The following is a 21,920-nucleotide window of genomic DNA, read 5'->3' as shown; positions in this document are numbered from 1 at the left end:
CGTGTGCGGTTTTCAGCGCGTCGAGCAGGGCCGCGAAGGCGACGGGGGCGCCCTCGCTCGCGATTCCGCCGAGGCGATCACGGTCGTGTACACGCACACACCCGGTATGGGCGTGACCGTCGTCTACTACTTCCGCGATCCCCAGGTGCTGGACTGAGCCGTCCCGGCTTGACACCCCCTCCGCCCGCCCCGGCACCCTGATGAAGTGACCGAACCCGCCAGGCGGACCCTTCTCCTGGCCGCCGCCGCTGCCGGGCTGGGGCTCGTCGGATGCACCTCAGGGGAGGACCGCCCCACCCGGCGACCATGACCTCACACGAGTTCTGCGTTTGACGACAGCCCGGCACGGGGCTGCACTGGATACATGGCCGCTGCGGCGACTCCGTCCTAAGGAGAGCAGCGATGACAACCTTGCAGAGCTTCAACCTGCTGCAGCCGTACAAGATCGCTGAGGAGACGTTCGTCATCCCGTGGGCCCTTGAGGCCCCGCCGGTCGGCCACTTCCCGATGAACTCGATGGTGATCCGGGGAACCGAACCGGTCCTCGTGGACACCGGGGCACCCGCAGTGCGGTCCCAGTGGCTGGAGGCAGCCTGGTCCGTCGTGGATCCCCTGGACGTACGGTGGATCTTCCTCACCCACGACGACCGCGACCACGCCGGCAACCTCCTGGCGGTCCTCGCGGAATGCCCGAACGCGACCCTGCTGACGACATGGTTCTCCATCGGCCGCATGGCCGAGGAGTGGGAGACGCCCGTCAACCGGTGCCGCTTCATGACCGACGGCGACACGATCGACGTGGGCGATCGCACCCTGGTCGCCAAGCGACCGCCCCTGTACGACAACCCCACAACCCGCGCCCTCTTCGACCCGAAGGCCAACGTCCTGTGGGCCGTGGACACCTTCGCCACGAACGTGCCGACCCCTATGCCCGAGACGGCGGCGCTGTCGCCGGACGAATTCCGCGACGGCCAGTTCTTCGGCGGAAGGCTGGTCTCCCCGTGGGTCGCCCTGCTGGACGCCCAGAAGTTCGGGACGGTCGTCACCGACTTCCAACATCTGAACGCCGAGGTCATCGCCGGCTGCCACTGCCCGGTCCTGCGCGGAGCCCAGATCCCCGAGGCCTACGACCTCCTCCGCCAGCTCCCCGGAATCCCGCCGTGGGCAGAGTTCACCCAGGCCGACCTGGACCAATGGATGGCGGTTGCCGAGAGCTCGGTTCCGCCGGAGCAGCCGCGGCCGTCGGGGACGTGAGCGGCGGTGCCGCATGGCGTTGGGATCTGCTGCACTCCGGCGCCTATGACACGCCCGCCATCTCTGGCGTAGGAAGCCTTGCGGACAGAAGCTGACCGCAAGGCTTCCTACGGTCGTTCCATGACGCAGAACAGCACGCAGACGCAGAAGATCCTTGTCACCGGCGCCACGGGAACCGTCGGCCGCCAGGTGGTCGCCGAACTGCTCGCCCGCGGCCACGCGGTTCGCGCTCTCACCCGGGACGCGGCGACGGCCGACCTCCCGGCCGACGTCGAGGTCGTCCAGGGCGACCTGACCGAACCCGACAGCCTGCTTCCGGCCCTGAAGGGCGTCACCGGCCTCCATCTGATCACCTTCGGCGGGCCCTACTTCGCTCCGCTGGAGACCGGCCCGCGGATCCTGGAGCTGGCCCGCGCGGCCGGTGTACGCCGGGTCACCGTGCTGCACGGTGGCGGGCCGTCCCTGCTGGAGGACGCCGTGCGTGCCGACGACGGTGTGGAGTGGACCGTGCTCATGCCGGTCGAGTTCATGGCCAACGCCCTGGAGTGGGCGGACGGGATCATGGCCTCGGGCGTGGTGCGCGAGCCGTTCGTCTCCCGGCTGAGCGCCATGGTGCACGAGGGCGACATCGGCGCGGTCGCCGCGGTCGCGCTCACCGAGGAGGGGCATGGGGGTCAGGAGTACGTGATCACCGGTCCTGAACTGCTGACCGTCGGCGACAAGGTGGCGACGATCGCAGCCGCCTGTGGCCGGGAGATTGCCCTGGTCGAGCTGACCGAGGAGGAGGCAGTCGCCCAGTGGCGGGCGGCGGGCCACCCGGAGGATGTCATCGGCTTCCTGCTCGAGGCGTACGGGAACACCCCGGAGGTGGGCCGAACGGTCGTCGACACCGTCGAGAAGGTCACCGGCCGCCCGGCCCGCACGTTCGGCCAGTGGGCCGCGGAGCACGCGGACACCTTCACGGCCCAGTCCTCTGCGGCAACGGCATAGCCCGCGGGTAGTGCGTGGGCAGGACGCGGAGGCTCACCTCGGACAGCCGGCCTCCGCGACCAGCTCATCCAAGCCGGGGATGACGTTGCCGCAGGGGCACCGGTCCGGGTGGCCGAGCAGTTCGTAGAGGTGCCGCTCGGCGGACTCGGAGATCACGTGCTCCCAGCGGCACGCCTCGAGGTGCACCTCTTCCCATGGCATCCGGATCACGCTGACGAGCAGGCACTCGGCCAGCCTGTGCTTGCGCACCACCCGGGTGGCCAGCGTCCTGCCCGCATCGGTGAGCACCAGCCGCCGGTCGCGGGCCACATGCAGCAGGCCGTCCCGCTGCATCCTGGCGACCGTCTGGCTGACCGTCGGGCCCGACTGGGCAAGCCGTTCCACTATCCGCGCCCGCAGCGGGACGATGCCCTGTTCCTCGAGTTCGAGCACCGTGCGGAGATACATCTCCGTGGTGTCGATGAGTCGGGACATGCCGGTCCTCAGGCGGGTCAGGCGGGCGTCTCGGCGGTGGCGGTCAGGACCGCGCGGCCGAGGATGTGGCTCGCCATGGTGAAGCCGAGGACGGCCGGGGTGGCGTCGGCCGCGACGCCGATGGACTCGACGGCGAGGGCGTGTATGACGACGTAGTAGCGGTGCGGGCCGTGTCCGGCCGGCGGGGCGGCGCCGATGAAGCGGGCCAGGCGGGCGTCGTTGGGCAGCTGGAAGGCACCTTCGGGCAGGCCCGAGCCGGTGTCGTCGCCGGCGCCCTCGGGCAGCTCCGTGACGGTGGCGGGGATGTCGGCGACCGCCCAGTGCCAGAACCCGGACCCGGTGGGGGCGTCGGGGTCGTAGACGGTGACGGCGTAGCTCTTGGTGCCCTCCGGCGCGCCGCTCCAGGACAGCTGCGGGGAGACGTCCTTCCCGCCGGGGACGCCGAAGATGCCGGAGAACTGCTCGGGTGACCAGGCCGTGCCGTCGGTGACGGTGGTGCTGGTGACGGTGAACGAAGCCGCCTCGGGGAGGCGGGCGAACGGGTCGTTGGCGCTCATCGCGTCGTTCCTCTCTGTCGGATGCAGATCGACCATAACATAGATAATCGATTATTGAAGGGATCGTCTATGCTCGAGGCATGACGCAGACGGCCGACAACACCCCGACCTCCTCGGGGAAGCAGATGCTTTCCGAGCAGGTCTACGCGCACCTGCGCGACGCGATCATGCGCGGCGACTTCGCCCCCCGTGACGCCCTCAAACCGCAGGACCTCGCCAAGCAGCAGGGCGTGAGCCTGGCCGTCGTGCGGGAAGCGCTCGTGCGGCTGGTCGGCGAGGGTCTCGCCGACCGGCTGCCCAATCGCGGTTTCGCCGTCCCGGCCTCCTCCGACCGCCGCTGGCACGAGATCGCGGAGGCCCGCCGGACCGTCGAACCGGTCGTGCTGCGCATGTCCATCGAGCGCGGCGACCTCGACTGGGAGGCCCGCGTACGAGCCGCCCACCACCGCCTGGCCCGCACCCCGCCGTATCTGCCGGAGGAGGGCGAGTACTACACCGGCGCCTGGGCCGAGGCCCACCGGGCCTTCCACCGCACCCTGCTGGAGGGCTGCGGCAACCCCGTCCTGCTGGAGACCTGCGACCGGCTCTGGACCGTGAGCGAGCTGGCCCGCCGCTGGTCATCGCACCGCAACCCCGACCGGGACGGCCTCCGCGAGCACCGCCGCCTGGAGGAGGCGGCGCTGGCGCGGGACGCCGACGGGGCGGCCGAGATGCTGGTCCAGCACCTCACGCTGACTGCGGCGGGCCTGAACGGATCCTGATCCCGTCGGGCCGTCGGCCGTCTGCGGCGCCGTCGTGGCTGGTCGCGCCCACGCGGCGGAGCCGCAAATTGATACTGTCCAGGCCCGACCGGAGGTCCCCGGGCGTGAGGAAACCCGCCTCCGCATTCCCGGACCACGCACCAGATGCGTGCCGCCCGGGTGTGGAGCGAACGCGGGGGACCAGAATGCCCAACACCGTTCGGGACGTTCGGCTGAGCATGAGTCCTGGCAACAGGACTCACTCCCGCTCAGTCTCTAGGAACGGTTCTTCTTCAGATCGCGTGCATCGGGATCATCTGCACATCGCCTTCGACGGCGACACGTAGGCCGTTGCGCCCGGACCGGCGATCGCGTCGATCACTCCGCCTTGCGTGCACGCCTGCGCCGCCGCAGCGGCGCCGTTACCCACATCGTCAATCCGAACAGGGAAAGGAACAACGCCCCTCCGATGACGGTAGGGACGGCCGCGACGATGGCAAAGGTCAGCAGAAGCTCCGCCCACGTCGGTTCCTCTTCCATCGTGCTCCCACCCTGCGCCATGCACGTCACGACGCCAGCAGGGATCGATCAGTTCCCCGCCTCACTCGACGCCCTCCGAGAACGCCCCCAGGAAAGCGATGGCGTCCGGGTCGTCTCGTACGGCCGTCACCGCCTCCCGGTCGGACCCCGGCGCCCCGCGGACGACCCGGGCCCGCCCGCCCTGCCCACCGAGCTCATCCCAGGCCACGCTCCCGCCGTCCGGCAGATCCGCCACCAGCCCTCGGTCGGCGGCGAGTCCGAGGGCCCGGGTGGGATGGACGGCGAGGACCAGGGGGAGCCGGGCCGCCGCCTTCCTACGGCCAGCGCCGCCCCCGCGGCCGTCAGCGCCAGCGGCTCCCGCCGGGACCGGCCCCGGACCGGGGCTCGGGAGGACATACGGCGATTCTTCGGTACGCGCGGCTGCCCGTGAAGACCCGTTGCAGAACTCTGGCCTTCGGACGTGAACTGCCGTACAAGGAAAGGGAATCCACGGATATCTGTCAGTGGGAACCGCTTGGATGCCGACTAGTCGGTATGGACATTCGAGGTTCGTCGCGGTACAGATGGGCCATGCGCCTCTCCGTCACGATCTTCCTCACCGACGAGACGATCACCCCGACCCGGCTCGCACGCGAGCTGGAGCAGCGGGGCTATGCCGGGCTGTATCTGCCCGAGCACACGCACATCCCCGTCGAGCGGGTCACCCCGTACCCGGCGGGCGGGGAACTGCCGCCCGAGTACGGCCGTACGCTCGACCCCTTCGTCGCGCTCGGCCAGGCCGCCGCCGTGACGGACCGCCTGGGCCTCGGCACCGGCATCACGCTCGTGGCCCAGCACGACCCGATCGACCTGGCCAAGCAGATCGCGACGCTCGACCATCTGTCGGGCGGCCGGTTCACGCTGGGGCTCGGCTTCGGCTGGAACGTGGAGGAGGCTGCCGACCACGGGGTGGAGTGGCGGACGCGTCGCGAGCTGGTCCGGGACCGGATAGCGTTGATGCGGGCGCTCTGGGCGGAGGAACCGACTGCGTATGAGGGGGAGTTCGAGGGTGTGCGGGCTAGTCACGCCTACCCCAAGCCCGTGCAGAAGCCGCGCGGGCCGGTCGTCGGTCCGCGCACGCTTGTCGGGGGCGCGGCGGGGCCGAAGCTCTTCACGCACATCTGCGAGTACGCCGACGGGTGGATGCCGATCGGGGGGCGGGGTCTGTCGGAGTCGATGCCGCGGCTGCGGGCCGCGTGGGCGGACGCGGGGCGTGATCCGGCGGGGCTGCAGGTTGTGCCGTATGCGGTCTATCCGACCTCGGGCAAGCTGGCGCATTATGCCGACCTTGGCATCGAGGAGGTCGTCGTCCAACTCCCGCCGGCGGGAGAGGCAGAGGTGCTGAGGGTGCTGGACGAGTATGCGGCGTACATCTGAGTGGGCTGTGTCGTCTCGTCTGCCGTGTTCGGTGCGGTGGGTGGCTGCGGGTTCGTTGTTGTTGCTCGCGCAGTTCCCCGCGCCCCTTCGGGGCGCTGATCAGCCCGATCGTATGCTCAAGAGATGACGACCTCCGCGAGCTCCGGAACCGGCCCCACCGAGAACTCCATGCGTCGCGCCCTCAAACGCGCCCGGGACGGCGTCGCGCTCGACGTCAATGAGGCGGCGGTGCTGCTTCAGGCCCGCGGTGAGGCCCTCGGCGACCTCACCGCGTCCGCCGGCCGGGTGCGGGACGCGGGCCTCGAGGCGGGCGGTCGCCCCGGCGTCATCACGTACTCGAAGAGCGTCTTCATCCCCCTCACCCGGTTGTGCCGGGACAAATGCCACTACTGCACGTTCGTGACCGTCCCCGGCAAGCTGCGCCGGGCCGGGCACGGGATGTTCATGTCCCCGGACGAGGTACTCGACATCGCCCGCAAGGGCGCCGCCCTCGGCTGCAAGGAAGCGCTCATCACCCTGGGCGACAAGCCCGAGGAGCGGTGGTCGGAGGCGCGGGAATGGCTCGACGCGCACGGTTACGACGACACGATCGCGTACGTCCGGGCCATATCGATCCGCATCCTGGAGGAGACGGGGCTGCTGCCCCACCTCAACCCCGGGGTCATGTCGTGGACCGACTTCCAGCGGCTGAAGCCGGTGGCCCCGTCCATGGGCATGATGTTGGAGACCACGGCCACCAGGCTCTGGTCCGAGCCGGGCGGGCCGCACTACGGCTCCCCGGACAAGGAACCCGCCGTACGGCTGCGGGTGCTGGAGGACGCGGGGCGGTCGTCGGTCCCCTTCACCTCCGGGCTGCTCATCGGTATCGGGGAGACGTACGAGGAGCGCGCCGAGTCGCTCTTCGCGCTCCGGAAGATCTCCCGGGCCTACCACGGCATCCAGGAACTGATCATCCAGAACTTCCGTGCCAAGCCGGACACCGCGATGCGGGGCATGCCGGACGCGGAGTTGGACGAGCTGGTCGCGACGGTGGCGGTGGCCCGGCACATCATGGGCCCGGCGGCCTGTCTGCAGGCCCCGCCGAACCTGGTCGACTCCGAGTACGAGCGGCTGATCGGCGCCGGGATCGACGACTGGGGCGGGGTGTCGCCCCTGACCATCGACCACGTCAACCCGGAACGCCCCTGGCCGCAGATCGAGGAACTCACCGAGCGCTCGCGTGCCGCTGGCTTCGAACTGCGTGAACGCCTCTGCGTCTACCCGGAGTTCGTGCGGCGCGGTGAGCCCTGGCTGGACCCGCGGCTGCGCCCGCACGTCCGCGCGCTGGCCGACCCGGAGACGGGGCTGGCGCGCGAGGACGCCGTGGTCGAGGGGCACCCGTGGCAGGAGCCGGAGGAGGTGTTCGTTCCCTCCGGACGTACGGATCTGCACACGACCATCGACACCGAGGGCCGTACGTCCGACCGCCGCGACGACTTCGACGAGGTGTACGGCGACTGGGGCGCCCTGCGCGAGGCGGCGGCGCCGGGCATGGTGCCGTCCCGGATCGACACGGACGTACGCGCCGCTCTGGCAACGGCGGCGGACGATCCGACGAAGCTGACCGACGAGGAGGCGCTGGCGCTGCTGCACGCGGACGGGCCGGCGCTGGACGCGCTGTGCGCGGTGGCCGACGACGTGCGCAAGTCGGTGGTCGGCGACGAGGTCACGTACATCGTCACTCGGAACATCAACTTCACCAACGTCTGTTACACGGGCTGCCGTTTCTGCGCCTTCGCGCAGCGCCGCTCGGACGCGGACGCGTACACGCTGTCGCTGGAGCAGGTGGCGGACCGGGCGCAGCAGGCGTGGGACGTGGGCGCGGTGGAGGTGTGCATGCAGGGCGGCATCCACCCGGACCTGCCCGGCACGGCGTACTTCGACATCGCGAAGGCGGTGAAGGAGCGGGTGCCGGGGATGCATGTGCACGCCTTCTCGCCGATGGAGGTGGTCAACGGCGCGACCCGGACCGGGCTTTCGATCCGTGAGTGGCTGACGGCGGCGAAGGAAGCGGGCCTCGACTCCGTCCCCGGCACGGCGGCGGAGATCCTCGACGACGAGGTCCGCTGGGTCCTGACGAAGGGCAAGCTGCCGACGGCGACCTGGATCGAGGTGATCTCGACGGCGCACGAGGTCGGCATCCGGTCCTCGTCGACGATGATGTACGGCCATGTCGACCAGCCTCGCCACTGGCTCGGCCACCTGCGCACCCTGGCCGGGATCCAGCAACGGACGGGCGGCTTCACGGAGTTCGTGACCTTGCCGTTCATCCACACCAACGCGCCGGTGTACTTGGCGGGCATCGCGCGCCCGGGCCCGACGATGCGGGACAACCGCGCGGTGACGGCGATGGCCCGCCTCCTCCTGCACCCGTGGATTCCCAACATCCAGACCAGCTGGGTGAAGCTGGGCTCGGAGGGCGCGGCGGAAATGCTCCGTTCCGGCGCGAACGACCTCGGCGGCACGCTGATGGAGGAGACGATCTCGCGGATGGCGGGTTCGTCGTACGGCTCGTACAAGTCGGTACGTGACCTGGTGGCCGTGGCGGAGGCGGCGGGCCGGCCGGCGAAGCCGCGTACGACGCTCTACGGGGAGGTGCCTCAGGAGCGGCAGCGGGCGGCAGCGGCGTCGGACGGGCATCTGCCGGAGCTGTTGCCGGTGCTGGACTGACCGGTGCTGGACCGAGGGGACAGAGGGCTCGCAGTACGATGATCCGACCCTGTCGGTGAGCTGAGGAGATGCGTGCCCGTGCCTGCTCCCAAGGTCTGGGTGGCCGCACTGACGGTGGGCGCGATCGCCGCCGTCACCGTCCTGGCCGTACAGGCCGACAAGGGCCCGCGTCCCACGGCGACGGCGGCGCGGCCCAGCGCGTCGGCGAGCGCGTCGCCGAAGCCCTCGGCCTCCGCACCGGCCGCGATACCGGACAGTTCCGGCACCGGCCGGCGCATCGTCTACTCCCTCGGGCTGCGGCGGGTGTGGCTGGTCGACGAGAGCGATGCCGCCCGCCGCACGTTCGCCGTATGGCCGGGGACGGTCGCCCCCGACCCCGGCAACTACTCCGTCGTCTCCCGCCGCGACGCGACGACCGGCTCGGACGGGGTGGCGATCGAGAACATCGTCTACTTCGCCACCAAGTCCGGCCTCAACATCGCCTTCTCCAACGCTGTCGACGGCTCCTCACCCCCGCCGGCCTCGGACACCCAGACCGGCGGCATCCGGATGCGCAAGGCCGACGGGTCGGCGGTGTGGACGTTCGGCTCGACGGGGACGACGGTGGTGGTCGTCAACTAGCCCCTTCGGTCACGTGACTTTGGTCAGCGTGACCCGCATAGAGGGCCGGTAAGTGCTCCCGTCATCCGTCCGCTCGTGCAGGACCGTCTGGACACGATGGCCGTCGCTGAACTCCACGGTGGAGCGGGTCGTGTCGCCCTGGTAGGCCCAGGTGTCGCCGTCCGCGACTAGCCGGCTGACGGTCACATTGCCCTGACTGTCGAAGAAGTGCGACCGGTAGGCGCCGCTCGTCTCGTCGTAGCCGATGATCTCCGTGCCGCCGACGTCGAACTCGCCGATCCGCCCGTAGGCGGAGTGGACGAGGAAGACCCCGCCGGGACCCCATTCATAGACATCGGAGGTCGTGATCGTCGGCCCCGGGCTGCCGTCCTCATTGATCACATGACCCTGGTTGATCCACCGTCCCACCCAGACGTCGAGCGCCCGGTGCTGAGGCCCCGGCCCGGTCGGCGGGCTGCCGGCGGCCTGCTCGGTGCCGCGGTTGACGGCCACCACGCGTGGTGTCGTCCCGTCCGTCATGACTCGCTCCGTCCGCCGGTCGACTGCACGACGAGCAGCACGATTCCGCTGAACACGAAGGCGCGCGTCGCCGCGTCGAGCCCGTTCCAGTCGGCCGACTGCCACATGGAGAACCACTCGCCGCCGATCGCGATGAACCCGGCGCCGAACAGCAGCAGAACCATCAGCAGGCCGTAGGTGGAGAAGCGGCAGGCGCGGGTGTCGTCGCCGCGGAACCAGAGCCACGTGCCGTATATCAGGACGAGTGCGGCGACCGTCTCCCAGATGATGATCGCCACGTACGCCGTGTTCTGAAGTCCCTTGCTGGTGATCGCTCTCCACATCAGGTCGTCGTCCTTGAACGTCGTATCCATCGCCAGGACGTGCTGCACGAACTGCTGGTTCGTCCCGAAGTCGGTGATGTTCCCGAAGGCGACGAGCGCTATGTAGAGCGCGACGCTCGCGGTGAGGAGGGTGGCAGTGAGGTGGAGGGCGCTTCGTGAGGTGCGTGGGGGTGTTGTCATGTAGGTCATCCTTCCGGGGCGGGCCACTGTGTTCCAGCTCGATCGAGCCCGAAACGATGTCCCCGGAAGCGGAGTTGGGGCAACCCGGACGAACTGCGACGTCGTCGCCGCGCTTAGGGCTCACGGGGCCGTCACCTCGCCGTGGTCCTCGTCCGGCAGCCGACGGGTGAGCTGCGCGGTGAGCTCGGGGTCGGCGAGGATGCGGGCCGTCGCGCGCCACTCGACGACGACTCGGTGGAGATTGGCATGGACGTCCAACTGGGCCGCGTCGTACGTGGCGTCGATCAGTTCGGCCACGAACTGCTGCAACTCGTCCGCCGACAGATGGCGGATCCATGGGAAGACCGAAGGCAGCGCACGCAGTATGGCCCGTTCACCGGCATCGTTGCGGACGAGGGCGGCAAGGAGACGGGCCGTGATGTCCGCCGTTTCCTCGCGCTGCTGATCGTGGCGTGCGGTCGTCAGGTAGAGGTCCTCGCCGTCTCGACGCGTGATGTGGACGCGCTGAGCCCGGTCGAGCGTTTCGGCGACGCGCTTCGAGTTCTTCGAGAGTTCGGAGAAGGCGACCGTAGGAGTGGACATGGCACGACGGTACTTCGGAACGTGTTCCGAAGTCAATCGCTGAGTAGCTGCCCGGAGGGCTGGGGCCTCCGCCAGAATTCAGGCAGACCGGCTACGAGGGTGGAGCGGATGAGGCCGACTCGGCCGTCGATGCAGGAGCTGATCCGGCAGCGCAGTCGGGCCGGGTTCGTAGGGCGGAGCGACGAGCGGGCCACGTTCCGGCGGAACCTCGAACTCGGGCCGGTGGACGAGCGGCATCGGTTCCTGTTCCACGTGCACGGCAATGCGGGAGTCGGGAAAACCTTCCTGGTACGGGAGTTGGAGCACATCGTCCGTGAGCGGAGTGCCGTTCCCGCCCATAACCGACCACCCCGGACGACCCAGGTCACACCCCGCAAACCGATCCGCCCCCTGAACCCACCGTCCCCGTTCGATTACAGTGCTGAGCTGTCGTACGTGCGGGCGATACCAACGGAGGTCTTGGTGGGTGCGGCAGCCGGGGCCGTCTGGGGACGTGCCGAGCAGCAGGACTTCCGTAGCCGGGTGCGTGGGACGCTGCTCGGAGCGGCGCTGGGGGATGCGCTGGGCGCGCCCGTCGACGCGCTCGGGAGTGAGGAGATCCGGGAGGCGTACGGCGCCGAGGGACTCGTGGATCTCGCCGTCGGGTACGGGCGGCGGGGAGCCGTCACGCATCTCACCCAGCTCAGTCTCTTCTCCGTCGACGGGCTGATACGCGCCCAGGTGCGCCGCGACACCGGCGCCTGGCATCCGCCGACCGATCTGCACCGGGCGTATCTGCGCTGGGCGGCGACCCAGCGGGACTGGGGGCCCGACGAGCGACGCAAGGACGACGGGTGGCTGGCGCGGGAGGAGTGGCTGTACGCCCGGCGTGATCCGACGCGCTCCCTGATCGTCGGGTTCGGGGACGACAGCATGGGGACGCTCGACGCTCCCAAGAATCCCGGCGAGACCGGGCCCGAGGCCGCCGCCCGTTCCGCGCCGTTCGGGCTGCTCGTGGGGTGGGAGCCGCAGCTGGTCGTGCAGCTCGCCGTGGAGTGCGCCGCGCAGACGCACGGTCATCCGGCCGCCTATCTGTCCGCGGGCGCGTACGCCGTGATCGTGCACTCCCTGGCCCGCGGCGAGACCCTCGACGCCGCCGTGCAGCGGGCCCTCGCGCTGCTCGCCGCCCGGCCCGGGCACCAGCCCGTCTCCGACTCCCTCCAGCACGCCCTGGGCGCCGTACGGCAGGGCATGCCCACACCCTCGCGGGTGGAGGAGCTGGCGGGGGACGGGACGGCGGACGGGCTGCTGGCCGCGTCCGTGTACTGCGCGCTGGTGGGGGAGGACGTACGGCACGGTCTCTGCCTCGCCGTGAACCAGGCCGGGCCCTCGGCCGCGGCCGGCTCGCTGACCGGCGGGCTGCTGGGCGCCCTGCACGGCGAAACGGCCCTCCCCCCGGCCTGGCTGGCCGAGCTGGAGGGCCGTCCCACGATCCTGGAACTCGCCGACGACTTCGCGATGGAGATGACGCAGGGACCTGCCCTGCATGGTCCGGCCGGCTCGGCCCCGGGGTGGATCGCCCGCTATCCGAGGGCCTGAGCAGCAGCGCCCCGCAGGGGCGCGGGGAACTGCGCGACCAGCCACGACGCACCCGCAGACGAACGACGGCCAAACGCCGCACCCCGCGGAGCGCCGCGCTCAGTCCTTCACCGTCGTACGCACCACGTCGTCCCCCGCCCCCGCCGGAGCCGGTACCGCGGCGGCCGCCGCCCCGTCCCCGTCCGTGTTGATCTTCTCGATGATGGCGAGCCGCTCCGGGGTGTCCTCCGGCTTCGCGAAGCCGATGAGGATGTACAGGACCAGCGACACCGCCAGCGGGATCGACACCTGGTACTGGAGCGGGACGCCGCCCTCGACGTTCCAGTTGATCGGGTAGTTGACCAGCCAGAAGGCGAGCAGGCCCATGGCCCAGCTGGTGAGGGCGGCGGTCGGTCCCGAGCGGCGGAACGGGCGCAGCAGGCCCAGCATCATCGGGATCGCCATCGGGCCCATCAGACCGGCCACCCACTTGATCACGACCGTGATGATGTCCTTGAACGTCGGGGAGTTGACCTGGGTCGCCGCCGCCATGGACAGGCCCAGGAAGACGACCGTGGCCACGCGGGCCACACGCAGACCCTGACCCTCGCTCCAGGTCCGTGCCCTGCGCCAGATCACCGGCGCGCAGTCACGGGTGAAGACGGCCGCGATCGCGTTGGCGTCGGAGGAGCACATGGCCATGGTGTGCGAGAAGAAGCCGACGATGACCAGGCCCAACAGGCCGTGCGGGAGGAGCTGTTCGGTCATCAGGCCGTAGGAGTCGGAACCGTCCGGCTTCTGCGACTCGACCAGCAGCGGCGACATCCACATGGGGAAGAACAGGACGAGGGGCCACACCAGCCAGAGGATCGCCGACAGCCGTGCCGAGCGCTCGGCCTCATGCGCGTCGCGCGTGGCCATGTAGCGCTGGGCCTGGTTGAGCATGCCGCCGTTGTACTCGAAGAGCTTGATGAAGAGGAACGCGAGCAGGAAGACCGTGCCGTACGGGCCGACCAGCGGCTTGTCGTGGCCCTGGAGCGCCGGCTCGTTCCACGCGCCGAAGAACCCGATGCCCTTGTTGTCGAGTTCGACGATCACCGCGATGAACATCGCGACACCGGCGAGGAGTTGGATGACGAACTGGCCGAGCTCGGTCAGCGCGTCCGCCCACAGGCCGCCGATGGTGCAGTAGATCGCGGTGATGGAACCGGTGATGAGGATGCCCTGGTTCAGCGACACACCCGTGAACACCGACAGCAGCGTGGCGATCGCGGCCCACTTCGCGCCCACGTCCACGATCTTCAGCAGCATCCCGGACCAGGCCAGCGCCTGCTGGGTCTTGAGGTCGTAGCGGTTCTTCAGGTACTCGAGCGGGGAGGCTACGCGCAGCCGGGAGCGCAGCCGGTTGATGCGCGGCGCGAACAGCTTCGACCCGATGGCGATACCGAGGGCGATCGGGAAGGACCAGGTCACGAAGGAGGTGACGCCGTAGGTGTAGGCGATGCCCGCGTACCCGGTGAACATCACCGCGCTGTAGCCCGACATGTGGTGCGAGATGCCGGAGAGCCACCAGGGCATCTTGCCGCCGGCCGTGAAGAAGTCGCTGACGTTGTCCACGCGCTTGTGCGACCAGACGCCGATGGCGACCATCACACCGAAATAGCCGATGAGCACGGCCCAGTCGAGACTGTTCATGTGCCCCCTTCCAGGGTCCGCCATGTGAACGGCCCGCTCATCGTGAGTGTCTTTACACGAGCACGACAAGCAAGCGTCAGGTCAAGGCACAGTAAAAATGTTCTTCTTGATGACCTGCGTTCACAGACATGAACCCCAGGAAACGGCTCAGCGCATCAGCTCCCCCGCGTTGACCAGCAACGACTGCCCCGTGATGGCCCGCGCCCGGTCCGACGACAGGAAAACCGCCGCGTCGGCCACGTCCCCGTCCGTGGCCAGCTCCGGCAGCGCCATCCGATCCGACAGCCGCTTGAGTACGTCCCCCTCCGGCACCGCCTCCGTCTGCGCGGCGAACTGCACGAACGCCCGCACCGGCGGCCCCCACATCCACCCCGGCAGCACGGTGTTCACCCGGATCCGATACGGCCCCAGCTCCCGCGCCAGCGAGTACATCGCGCTGGTCAGCGCCCCCTTGGACGCCGCGTACGCCGCCTGCCGCACCTCCGAGGGCGCCGCCACCGCCGACTGCGTCCCGATGAACACCACCGAGCCCCCGCGTTCCTTCAGCGGGGGCAGACAGGCCCGCGTCATCCGCAGCGACCCCAGCAGATTCACGTCGATCACCGACTGCCACGTCACGAAGTCGGCATCCTCCAGACCGCCGAAGTAGCCGTCCCACGCGGCCACATGGACGACCGCGTCGATCCCCCCGAACCGCTCCCGCGCCAGCCCGGCGAGGGCCTCGCACTGCGTCTCGTCGGTGATGTCCGTCGCCCGGTACGCCGTGTGCGCCCCGTCCGGATCGATCTCGGCGGCGCTCTTGGCCAGATTCGCCTCCGTCCGCGCCCCCAGCACGGCATTGCCCCCGTCCCGTACGACAGCCGCCGCGACCTGATGCCCGAGCCCGGCCCCGACTCCCGACACGACGACCGTCTTGCCCGCGAGCAGTGACATCCCGATGCCTCCCGCCTCTTCCGCTCTATCTGACGGAGCGTCAGAGTATGGGCGACCGCAGGAAAGGGGAACCGCATGAGCGACGACACCCGCAGCGACACCTACGCCGAGCTGGCCGCCGTAGGCCCGTACGGGGTCCATCCGGGCCACGCCCTGATCACCATGGTCGAACCACATCCGGGCCACGAGTACGCCTACAACCGCTGGTACGAGGACGATCACTACTACGCCGGCGCGATGGCCATGCCCTGGATGTACGCCGGGCGCCGCTGGGTGGCCACCCGCGACCTCCAACTCCTCCGCTACCCCGAGAAGTCGGCGATCGCCCAGCCGGTGACCGCCGGCTGCTACATCTCGACGTACTGGATCACCGACGGCCGCTACGACGACCACATGAAGTGGACCGTCGGCATCAACAAGCGCCTCAACCGCGACGGCCGCGTCTACCAGGACCGTACGCACGTCTTCACGGCGTTCCAGGACCACGAGGCGACGGTCTACCGGGACGGCGCGGCCGGACCGCGGGACTATCACGCCCTCGACCACCCCTACGCCGGACTGGTCGTGGAGGTCGTCGACGCCGAATCGGCCGGGCAGCGGGCCGAGTTGCTGGAATGGCTGCGTTCACGCCATCTGCCGAAGCGGCTCGCGGGCTCCCCGGCGGCGATGGTCACCGTCTTCCGGCCGACCCCGCTGCCGGGGGATCGCATGTCGTACGTGAAGCAGGTCGAGGGCGTCGACACGCGGCTGACCCTGCTGTGGTTCCTTCAGGCGGACCCGCGGGAGTGCTGGGAGGAGTACTTCACCGGGCTGGACGCGGCGGTCGGGGAGGCGGGACTGGGGAGGGTGGAGCTGGTGGCGCCGTTCGTGCCGACCGTGCCGGGGACGGACATGTACGTGGACCGGCTGAGGTAGCGAGGAGGAGGCGCGGGACCATAAGCCGAGCCCCCTCGGCAAGGACGGCGGGCTAGTCGAGAGGGCTCTTCCTGTGGTGCTTATGGAGTTGTGGGAGACGGTGCGGCATCAGCCGAGGTCGAAAGCTCCCCGGCCGGCCTGAGCCACGAAGGCGTTCCACGCGTCGGCCGGGAAGGCCAGCGTGGGTCCTTCGGGGACCTTGGAGTCCCGGACGGCCATGGCCGCGAGAACCGGTGACTTGATCTCGATGCACGCGCCGTTTCCCGTGGAGTACGAGGACTTGGTCCACGTGTCCGTGGCGCCCTGACGAATTGCCATGTTCGCTCCGCATTGCCAGTTGATGAGTTGCTGAGATTGCGCCAACGGTGTTGGCCGATGGCGTGATCGACGCTACTCGCCAACATCGGCTGATGAAGCGACCATTCACTCGACCGGATGGCATATTCCATTGGATCTTCCATCCCGGCCGGGCGAAGGTGTACTGTGCGCTTCTTTCTGCCCAGGGGGCGGGATTCAGGCCCTTGGCCCTCCTCGCCGCTAGCGGGCGTAGTCCTTCGCGATGTCCGCGATGAACTGCCGGGACTGATCCACATTCAGCGCCTGCGCCCGCAAATGCTCGTACATCACCGCGTACTTCTGGACGTCGTTCGCCTTCTCCAGGTACAGATCGCTGGTGACGCCCTCGATGTAGACGACGCTGGAATCGGCCGCGTCCGGGAACTCCAGGATCGCGTACTGCCCGTTCAGGCCGGGATGGGCGCCCATGTCGAAGGGGATCACCTGCACGGTGACGTGCGGGAGCTGTGACTGCTCGACCAGGTACTCCAACTGCTCGCGCATCAGGGTGCGGTTGCCGACCACCCGGCGCAGGGCCGCCTCGTCCAGGACGGACCACAGGCGCAGCGGGTTGTCCGGGGCGGTGATTCGTTCCTGCCGGCGCAGGCGCACCTGGACGCGCTTCTCGACCTCGGCGGCCGCGGTCTCCGGCAGCGCGCCCGCGATCAGCGCCTCCGCGTAGGTCCGGGTCTGCAGCAGACCGGGGACGACCTGCGGGTCGTACACCCGAAGGCTCGCCGCGTCCGTCTCCAGACCGATGTAGACGCTGTACGGGATGTCGCCGAACGAATGCCACCAGCCCTGCTGGCGGGAGTCCTTGGCCATTTGCATCAGCGAGTCGACGATCCGGTGGTCCTCCACCTCGTAGACCCCGCACAGATCGCGGACGTCACGCTGGCTGATACTGCGCCGGCCGTTCTCCAGCCGGCTGATCTTCGACTGCGACACCAGCAGTCTTTCCGCCACTTCCTCGGCCGTCATGCCCTTGAGCTCGCGGAGCCTGCGCAGCTCCTGGCCCAGCCGGCGCCGCCTGACGGTGGGATTGACATTGGACGCCACGGGACGTGCACCTCCGGCTGCGTGCCTTGATTGCCACTTTGCGTATCTGCTGCTGAGCAGACTGCCACCAAGGTGCTTCTTACCGCTGGGAAACGGTGGATATACGGCGGGTACGCGCCAGTTCGGACGCGGTGGCGCCGGGTGGCGCGGCATGCAGGCGCCGCGACGCACGGCCGCGCGGGGCGGTGAGGCCGCGTCGTCGTCCGGACGTACGGCCTCATTGCCCCGCGCGGTCCAGCGGCTCCCGTACCGGGTCCGGGGGATGCGGTGCGGCGCTGATGTGCGTGGTGCGGTGGTGCGGTCGTGCTGTTGTTGCGGCGGTTCGGGTCGTGCTGCTCGTGCCGTGGGACTGCGGCTCAGTGCGCCACGACACGCGTCATGGAACCGCGACGCGGTTGCATCGGAACACCGCGGGCGGGTTCCGGTGCGGCCCTGCCACCGGGGGCGGCCTGGCGGCCGGCCGATGATGCCGGGCTGCGGCGCGGCTGGGCCGCCACGCCGTTCTGGACGTCCATCACGGCGTGCGCCACGAGGCCGCCCATGGGGTCGTGCCTGATCAGATCCCGTAGCCGGGAGCGGGACGAGCGTCCCTCATTACCCGGATACAGGTGCTTGCCGAGGCCGACCGCGTGCGCCAGTGCGGCGAGCGCCGCGGTCCGCGGGTCCGGCGGGACGCCGGTGCGGATCGCGGAGTCCAGCCGGGCCCTGATCTCCCGGCTGATCTCGGTCTGACTCGCCTGGTAGCGAGTCGTCGGCAATACCCCGCACATCTGGCCCGCCACGGCATGCACCATGCCGCACCGCTCCAGATGCGAGAGATAGGTCTGGCGCAGCCCCAGTCGGGGCCCGCCAATCCAGTGGACCGCCCGCACCGGGGCGCCGCGCCTTCGCAGCAACTCCAACGCGCAGTCCAGAGTCGGATCTCCAGTCGGCCGTGGGGACACCACGGCGATACGATCCCCGTCAGGGGCTATCCGTCCGGCCAGCGCCAGCTCCACTAGCTGTGCTCCGGCCAGACCAAGGTCGAGCGACTGCGGCTGTGCGGTGGTACCCGTGGTCGGGTCCAACGCCAGCAGCAGAAGCTCCTCCGGAAGTGTTCTGCGGCTCCTGCCCATCCATGCCTCCCCGCGTGGATGAATGACAGGGTGACCCCTCTCACATTGGTCTGTCGAGAGCGCGTGACCGGAATGTAGTGGAACCGGCAGGTATGTCGTTCTCGTCTACCGCAGGGGTTAAGCCCGCACACAGGACACTGGTACATGGTTCGGACAGGGGTAGGGATGCTGTGTCCGGGCGGCGATTCACGGTTCGGTACGCGCACGGAAGGCTCCGTGCGGCGCATGGAGGAGGCATCGGTGGCGGGCGAGTCCCCCGACAGGTCGAAGAAGCGCGAGTCGTCGGCAGAACCGACGTCGGGGAGCGCGGGTCCGGTTCCCGAAGCCAGGAGCGAGGCCGCGGATCCGCGCCTCGCGGTGGCGCGGGACGCGGGGTCGTCCTCGTCCTCGACGTCCGAGGCGCGTGGTGGGGTGGATACGGCGACGAAGATCTTCTCCGTACGAGACCTCCCGAAGGATGTCCGGGACGCGGACGGCGCCGCCGGTGAGGCCGGTGAGGCCGAGGGCGACGGTGCTGCGGATTCCGCCGTGCCGGAGGACTCTTCGGGCGGGGACGCGGAGAATGCCGCGGACGGGGACGAGGCTCGCGCTGCGGACGCCGGTGGTGGCGAGGCGAGCGCTGCGGACGTCGGTGGTGGCGAGGTGAGCGCCGGGGGTGACGACCGGCTGCGGGCGGCTGTGGCTGCCTGGGTGGCCACGGCGGACGAGGAGCCGTCGGCAGGGGACGCGGAAGCCGAGGGCGACGAGGGTGAGACCGAAGGCGCGGTGACGTCCGAGGGCGCCGACGGAGACGCGGCGACGTCTGAAGCCGCCGAGGACGCCGACAGAGACGTGGCGACGTCCGAGGGCGCCGATGAGGTCGCGGAGGGCGGTGACGAGGCTGCTGGTGGGGCTGAGGTGGCTGCCGGGGCCGACGTGGAGCCGGAGGCCGACGTCGAGTCAGAGGGTGCCGTCGATGCTGAGCCGGACGCCGACGCCGAGACTGGCGTCGGCTCCTCTGGTGACGTGGACACCGCCGGTGACGCTGGGGCGGCTGACGCCGGAACCGAGGCCGGCGGGGAGAGCAAGGTCGCTTCCGGGGCTGGCGCCGAACTTGAGGGCGACGCGGACGCCGACGGTGATGCTGAGGCTGACGCGACGGCCAGGGCCGATGCGGAGGCTGACGCCGAGCCGGAGGCCGAGTCCGAGTCCGAGGGCGATGCGGATGCGGAGACTGAGGCCGGCAGTGGAGCCGGGGGAGAACCCGAGGCTGACGCTGAGCCGGAGGGCGACGTCGAGGCCGAGACGGGTGCCGGTTCCGAGGGTGGTGCTGAGGCTGACGCGGAGGGCAAGGCCGGCAGTGAGGTCGCGGCTGACTCCGAGGCTGAGTCCGGGCCGAAGGCTGACGCCGCGCCGGAGGCCGAGGCCGATTCCGAGTCTGAGGGCGACGTCGAGGGTGAGACGCGTGCCGGCTCTGCGGATGAGGCGGATGCCGACGTTGACGCGGCGGCCGAGGCCGGCAGTGCGGTCGGTGTCGGTGTCGGTTCCGAGGCTGACGCCGAGCCTGAGGGCGCTGCCGACGATGCGGCTGTGGCTGACTCCGGCTCCGAGCCGAAGGCTGACGCCGAGCCTGAGGGTGACGCCGACGGTGAGGCCGACTCCGAGCCCGACGCCGACGTTGAGCCGGGTGCCGACGCCGGTGATGGTGGCGTCGACGCCGAGGACGCTCCCAAGGCCGACAAGCGCCCCGTAGACCAGCCCACCGCTGTCTTCAAGGCTGTGCGGCCCACCGCGCCCGCTGTCGATCAGCCGACCACCATGCTGAAGTTTGGCGGGGCGGCCAAGCCGGAGCCCACGGACGCCGACAAGCCCGACGAGGCGCAGTCCCGCAAGCCCGTGGCCGACGTCGAGCGGACGAGTCGGTTCGTCGCGCTCAAGCCGCTGGACGAGCCGAAGCCCGCCACGCCGGATGCCACCTCGCCCGTGCCGCAGGTCGGGCCGGAGCGGACGACGCAGCAGCCGTTGCCGCCGAAGCCGCCGCTGGATCTGCTGGCGGAGCTGACGAACACGCCGCCGCCTCCGCAGACGCCGCTGCGTACGGCGGCGCGGCGGGTCAAGATCTGGACGCCGCTGGTTTTGCTGCTGGCGGTTGTCTTTGCGGTCGTACAGGCCGTACGTCCGCTGCCGACGCCGGAACTCGCGCTCACCGCCGACGACTCGTACACGTTCGAGGGCAACAAGGTCGACCTGCCGTGGCCGGGCGAGGGCCAGGGCTGGATGGACGTCAACGGCATAGGGACGATGGGGAACTTCGGCGAGCAGAAGCCGGTCGCCATCGGGTCGGTCGCCAAGGCCATGACCGCGTACATCGTCCTCAAGGACCACCCGCTGAAGCCCGGCGACGAAGGGCCGAAGATCAAGGTCGACGCCCTCGCCGAGAAGGAGGGCGGCTACAACCAGGCCGGCGAGTCGACGCTCAACACCGTCAAGGCGGGCGACACGCTCACCCTGAAGCAGGCGCTGTCGGCCATCATGATCCCGTCGGCGAACAACATCGCCCGCCTGCTGGCCCGTTGGGACGCGGGTTCCGAGAAGGCGTTCATCGAGAAGATGAACGACGCCGCCAAGGAACTCGGGATGAAGAACACGACGTACACCGACGCCTCCGGGCTCAAGGAGACCACCGTCTCCACCGCCGAGGACCAGGTGAAGCTCGGCAACGAACTGGTCGAGATCCAGGCGCTCGTCGACATCACCAAGCTGCCCTACTGGCACGACCCGTCGGGCCAGCGGTGGAACAACTACAACAAGCTCGTCCCTTACAACGACGGCATCGGCATCAAGACCGGCACCACCACGGCCGCCGGCGGCAACCTGCTCTACGCCGCCACCAAGGAGATCGAAGGCGAGACGGTGACCGTCGTCGGTGCCATCCTCGGGCAGCACACGGCCCCGATCATCGACACGGTCAACGCCGTCAGCAAAACAGCGATGCTCGCCGCCCAGGACGCGATCACGTCGGAGAGGATCCTGAAGAAGGGCGACGTCGTCGGGTACGTGGACGACCAGCTCGGCGGGCAGACGCCGATCGTCGTCACCAAGGACGTCGCCGCGGTCGGCTGGGCCGGCCTGAAGGTGAAGGTGTCCTTCGCCTCCGACGAGGTACCGCACACCGCGAAGGCCGGCACCAAGGTGGGCGCGCTCACCGTCGGTGACGGTTCGGGCGGCGCCGTGGAGGTGCCGGTGGCGCTGCAGACCGACCTCGGCGAACCGGGCTTCACGGACAAGCTCACGCGCGTCGCCTGATCCCGGGCGCGACGTTTTCCGCCGTCGCCCGCCGCTCGGCACCCACCCGGGAGCCGAGCGGCGGGCCACGTGTTAGCGTCGCGAATCGGGGCAGGTCACCGCTCACGGGACGCGCCCGGA

21 protein-coding genes and 2 pseudogenes are annotated in these 21,920 nt (G+C 69.8%); 11 read left to right on the top strand and 12 right to left on the bottom strand.

What is annotated here, in order from left to right; all coding sequences use genetic code 11:
- Window position 1 precedes the first annotated feature (1 nt).
- From KCH48_RS36965 to KCH48_RS36955, 3 genes are all read left to right on the top strand, one after another.
- Window positions 2-157 carry a hypothetical protein gene (locus tag KCH48_RS36965; protein WP_210581587.1) on the top strand — a complete coding sequence of 52 codons (156 nt, stop codon included), beginning with the start codon at window positions 2-4 and terminating at the stop codon, window positions 155-157.
- A 245-nt stretch (window positions 158-402) separates the two neighbouring features.
- The gene (locus KCH48_RS36960; protein ID WP_210581585.1) at window positions 403-1,254 is read left to right on the top strand and encodes an MBL fold metallo-hydrolase; all 852 of its coding nucleotides are present in this window, start codon (window positions 403-405) and stop codon (window positions 1,252-1,254) included.
- Between the two features lie 120 nt (window positions 1,255-1,374).
- Window positions 1,375-2,244: an NAD(P)H-binding protein gene (locus tag KCH48_RS36955; RefSeq protein ID WP_210581583.1), complete on the top strand. Its 870-nt coding sequence runs from the start codon at window positions 1,375-1,377 to the stop codon at window positions 2,242-2,244.
- 45 nt (window positions 2,245-2,289) lie between these two features.
- Here KCH48_RS36955 and KCH48_RS36950 read toward each other — a convergent pair.
- Window positions 2,290-2,718, bottom strand: a pseudogene (locus KCH48_RS36950) (metal-dependent transcriptional regulator); the annotation flags it as partial.
- A gap of 17 nt (window positions 2,719-2,735) precedes the next feature.
- On the bottom strand, window positions 2,736-3,275 hold the full coding sequence (locus KCH48_RS36945; protein ID WP_210581579.1) for a YbhB/YbcL family Raf kinase inhibitor-like protein: 540 nt from the start codon (window positions 3,273-3,275) through the stop codon (window positions 2,736-2,738).
- A gap of 80 nt (window positions 3,276-3,355) precedes the next feature.
- Between KCH48_RS36945 and KCH48_RS36940 the strand changes: the two genes are divergently transcribed.
- Window positions 3,356-4,036 carry a GntR family transcriptional regulator gene (locus KCH48_RS36940; RefSeq protein ID WP_210581578.1) on the top strand — a complete coding sequence of 227 codons (681 nt, stop codon included), beginning with the start codon at window positions 3,356-3,358 and terminating at the stop codon, window positions 4,034-4,036.
- 73 nt (window positions 4,037-4,109) lie between these two features.
- A pseudogene (locus KCH48_RS42610) lies at window positions 4,110-4,295 on the top strand (IS200/IS605 family accessory protein TnpB-related protein); the annotation flags it as partial.
- A 98-nt stretch (window positions 4,296-4,393) separates the two neighbouring features.
- Here the strand turns inward: KCH48_RS42610 and KCH48_RS36935 are convergent.
- Window positions 4,394-4,555, bottom strand: coding sequence for a hypothetical protein (locus tag KCH48_RS36935; RefSeq protein WP_210581576.1), 162 nt, complete (start codon window positions 4,553-4,555; stop codon window positions 4,394-4,396).
- Window positions 4,556-4,616: 61 nt separating this feature from the next.
- Window positions 4,617-4,790 (bottom strand): hypothetical protein, encoded by a 174-nt coding sequence (locus tag KCH48_RS36930; protein ID WP_210581574.1) that lies wholly within the window; start codon window positions 4,788-4,790, stop codon window positions 4,617-4,619.
- 335 nt (window positions 4,791-5,125) lie between these two features.
- Between KCH48_RS36930 and KCH48_RS36925 the strand changes: the two genes are divergently transcribed.
- The 3 genes from KCH48_RS36925 (at window position 5,126) to KCH48_RS36915 (ending at window position 9,301) form a co-directional block, all read left to right on the top strand.
- Window positions 5,126-5,971, top strand: coding sequence for an LLM class F420-dependent oxidoreductase (locus KCH48_RS36925; RefSeq protein ID WP_210581572.1), 846 nt, complete (start codon window positions 5,126-5,128; stop codon window positions 5,969-5,971).
- Between the two features lie 123 nt (window positions 5,972-6,094).
- Window positions 6,095-8,680 carry a bifunctional FO biosynthesis protein CofGH gene (locus tag KCH48_RS36920; protein ID WP_210581571.1) on the top strand — a complete coding sequence of 862 codons (2,586 nt, stop codon included), beginning with the start codon at window positions 6,095-6,097 and terminating at the stop codon, window positions 8,678-8,680.
- A 78-nt stretch (window positions 8,681-8,758) separates the two neighbouring features.
- Window positions 8,759-9,301 carry a hypothetical protein gene (locus KCH48_RS36915; protein ID WP_210581569.1) on the top strand — a complete coding sequence of 181 codons (543 nt, stop codon included), beginning with the start codon at window positions 8,759-8,761 and terminating at the stop codon, window positions 9,299-9,301.
- Between the two features lie 9 nt (window positions 9,302-9,310).
- On the opposite strand, the gene KCH48_RS36910 is transcribed toward KCH48_RS36915, so the two are convergent.
- The 3 genes from KCH48_RS36910 to KCH48_RS36900 all read right to left on the bottom strand — a co-directional run bounded on the left by KCH48_RS36910 (window position 9,311) and on the right by KCH48_RS36900 (window position 10,905).
- The gene (locus KCH48_RS36910) at window positions 9,311-9,820 is read right to left on the bottom strand and encodes a DUF1579 family protein (protein ID WP_210581567.1); all 510 of its coding nucleotides are present in this window, start codon (window positions 9,818-9,820) and stop codon (window positions 9,311-9,313) included.
- A complete protein-coding gene (locus tag KCH48_RS36905; protein WP_210581565.1) occupies window positions 9,817-10,323 on the bottom strand; it encodes a DUF2165 domain-containing protein in 507 nt (168 codons plus the stop codon). Before KCH48_RS36905 ends, KCH48_RS36910 begins: the two co-directional genes overlap by 4 nt.
- 120 nt (window positions 10,324-10,443) lie before the next feature.
- Window positions 10,444-10,905 carry a prevent-host-death family protein gene (locus tag KCH48_RS36900; RefSeq protein WP_210581563.1) on the bottom strand — a complete coding sequence of 154 codons (462 nt, stop codon included), beginning with the start codon at window positions 10,903-10,905 and terminating at the stop codon, window positions 10,444-10,446.
- Between the two features lie 462 nt (window positions 10,906-11,367).
- On the opposite strand from KCH48_RS36900, the gene KCH48_RS36895 reads away from it, so the two are divergent.
- Window positions 11,368-12,483 (top strand): ADP-ribosylglycohydrolase family protein, encoded by a 1,116-nt coding sequence (locus tag KCH48_RS36895; RefSeq protein WP_210581626.1) that lies wholly within the window; start codon window positions 11,368-11,370, stop codon window positions 12,481-12,483.
- A gap of 99 nt (window positions 12,484-12,582) precedes the next feature.
- Here KCH48_RS36895 and KCH48_RS36890 read toward each other — a convergent pair whose 3' ends face one another.
- Window positions 12,583-14,157 (bottom strand): sodium:solute symporter family protein, encoded by a 1,575-nt coding sequence (locus KCH48_RS36890; protein ID WP_210581561.1) that lies wholly within the window; start codon window positions 14,155-14,157, stop codon window positions 12,583-12,585.
- 147 nt (window positions 14,158-14,304) lie between these two features.
- Window positions 14,305-15,090, bottom strand: coding sequence for an SDR family oxidoreductase (locus tag KCH48_RS36885; RefSeq protein WP_210581558.1), 786 nt, complete (start codon window positions 15,088-15,090; stop codon window positions 14,305-14,307).
- 75 nt (window positions 15,091-15,165) lie between these two features.
- Between KCH48_RS36885 and KCH48_RS36880 the strand changes: the two genes are divergently transcribed.
- Complete coding sequence (locus tag KCH48_RS36880) at window positions 15,166-16,005, top strand: hypothetical protein (protein WP_210581556.1); 840 nt, start codon at window positions 15,166-15,168, stop codon at window positions 16,003-16,005.
- Window positions 16,006-16,113: 108 nt separating this feature from the next.
- Here KCH48_RS36880 and KCH48_RS36875 read toward each other — a convergent pair whose 3' ends face one another.
- The 3 genes from KCH48_RS36875 to KCH48_RS36865 all read right to left on the bottom strand — a co-directional run bounded on the left by KCH48_RS36875 (window position 16,114) and on the right by KCH48_RS36865 (window position 18,515).
- Window positions 16,114-16,323, bottom strand: a complete 210-nt coding sequence (locus tag KCH48_RS36875) for a DUF397 domain-containing protein (RefSeq protein WP_210581554.1) — start codon at window positions 16,321-16,323, stop codon at window positions 16,114-16,116.
- Window positions 16,324-16,542: 219 nt separating this feature from the next.
- Window positions 16,543-17,400, bottom strand: coding sequence for a helix-turn-helix transcriptional regulator (locus KCH48_RS36870; RefSeq protein ID WP_210581553.1), 858 nt, complete (start codon window positions 17,398-17,400; stop codon window positions 16,543-16,545).
- A gap of 356 nt (window positions 17,401-17,756) precedes the next feature.
- Window positions 17,757-18,515 carry a GPP34 family phosphoprotein gene (locus KCH48_RS36865; protein WP_210581551.1) on the bottom strand — a complete coding sequence of 253 codons (759 nt, stop codon included), beginning with the start codon at window positions 18,513-18,515 and terminating at the stop codon, window positions 17,757-17,759.
- A 225-nt stretch (window positions 18,516-18,740) separates the two neighbouring features.
- Between KCH48_RS36865 and KCH48_RS36860 the strand changes: the two genes are divergently transcribed.
- Window positions 18,741-21,800: a D-alanyl-D-alanine carboxypeptidase gene (locus tag KCH48_RS36860; protein ID WP_210581623.1), complete on the top strand. Its 3,060-nt coding sequence runs from the start codon at window positions 18,741-18,743 to the stop codon at window positions 21,798-21,800.
- The last annotated feature ends 120 nt before the right edge of the window (window positions 21,801-21,920 follow it).

This window comes from Streptomyces sp. GESEQ-4, assembly GCF_017948455.1.
Taxonomy (GTDB): Bacteria; Actinomycetota; Actinomycetes; order Streptomycetales; family Streptomycetaceae; genus Streptomyces.
Note: the sequence above shows the minus strand (reverse complement) of the source record. Positions and strands in the feature narration are given on the sequence as shown.

Excerpts from the sequence above, each read along its gene's own strand:
- KCH48_RS36960 (WP_210581585.1), top strand. The coding sequence starts at position 403 with ATGACAACCTTGCAGAGCTTCAACCTGCTGCAGCCGTACAAGATCGCT.
- KCH48_RS36955 (WP_210581583.1), top strand. The coding sequence starts at position 1,375 with ATGACGCAGAACAGCACGCAGACGCAGAAGATCCTTGTCACCGGCGCC.
- KCH48_RS36945 (WP_210581579.1), bottom strand. The coding sequence starts at position 3,275 with ATGAGCGCCAACGACCCGTTCGCCCGCCTCCCCGAGGCGGCTTCGTTC.
- KCH48_RS36940 (WP_210581578.1), top strand. The coding sequence starts at position 3,356 with ATGACGCAGACGGCCGACAACACCCCGACCTCCTCGGGGAAGCAGATG.
- KCH48_RS36935 (WP_210581576.1), bottom strand. The coding sequence starts at position 4,555 with ATGGAAGAGGAACCGACGTGGGCGGAGCTTCTGCTGACCTTTGCCATC.
- KCH48_RS36925 (WP_210581572.1), top strand. The coding sequence starts at position 5,126 with ATGCGCCTCTCCGTCACGATCTTCCTCACCGACGAGACGATCACCCCG.
- KCH48_RS36920 (WP_210581571.1), top strand. The coding sequence starts at position 6,095 with ATGACGACCTCCGCGAGCTCCGGAACCGGCCCCACCGAGAACTCCATG.
- KCH48_RS36910 (WP_210581567.1), bottom strand. The coding sequence starts at position 9,820 with ATGACGGACGGGACGACACCACGCGTGGTGGCCGTCAACCGCGGCACC.
- KCH48_RS36905 (WP_210581565.1), bottom strand. The coding sequence starts at position 10,323 with ATGACAACACCCCCACGCACCTCACGAAGCGCCCTCCACCTCACTGCC.
- KCH48_RS36900 (WP_210581563.1), bottom strand. The coding sequence starts at position 10,905 with ATGTCCACTCCTACGGTCGCCTTCTCCGAACTCTCGAAGAACTCGAAG.
- KCH48_RS36890 (WP_210581561.1), bottom strand. The coding sequence starts at position 14,157 with ATGAACAGTCTCGACTGGGCCGTGCTCATCGGCTATTTCGGTGTGATG.
- KCH48_RS36885 (WP_210581558.1), bottom strand. The coding sequence starts at position 15,090 with ATGTCACTGCTCGCGGGCAAGACGGTCGTCGTGTCGGGAGTCGGGGCC.
- KCH48_RS36880 (WP_210581556.1), top strand. The coding sequence starts at position 15,166 with ATGAGCGACGACACCCGCAGCGACACCTACGCCGAGCTGGCCGCCGTA.
- KCH48_RS36875 (WP_210581554.1), bottom strand. The coding sequence starts at position 16,323 with ATGGCAATTCGTCAGGGCGCCACGGACACGTGGACCAAGTCCTCGTAC.
- KCH48_RS36865 (WP_210581551.1), bottom strand. The coding sequence starts at position 18,515 with ATGGGCAGGAGCCGCAGAACACTTCCGGAGGAGCTTCTGCTGCTGGCG.
- KCH48_RS36860 (WP_210581623.1), top strand. The coding sequence starts at position 18,741 with ATGGAGGAGGCATCGGTGGCGGGCGAGTCCCCCGACAGGTCGAAGAAG.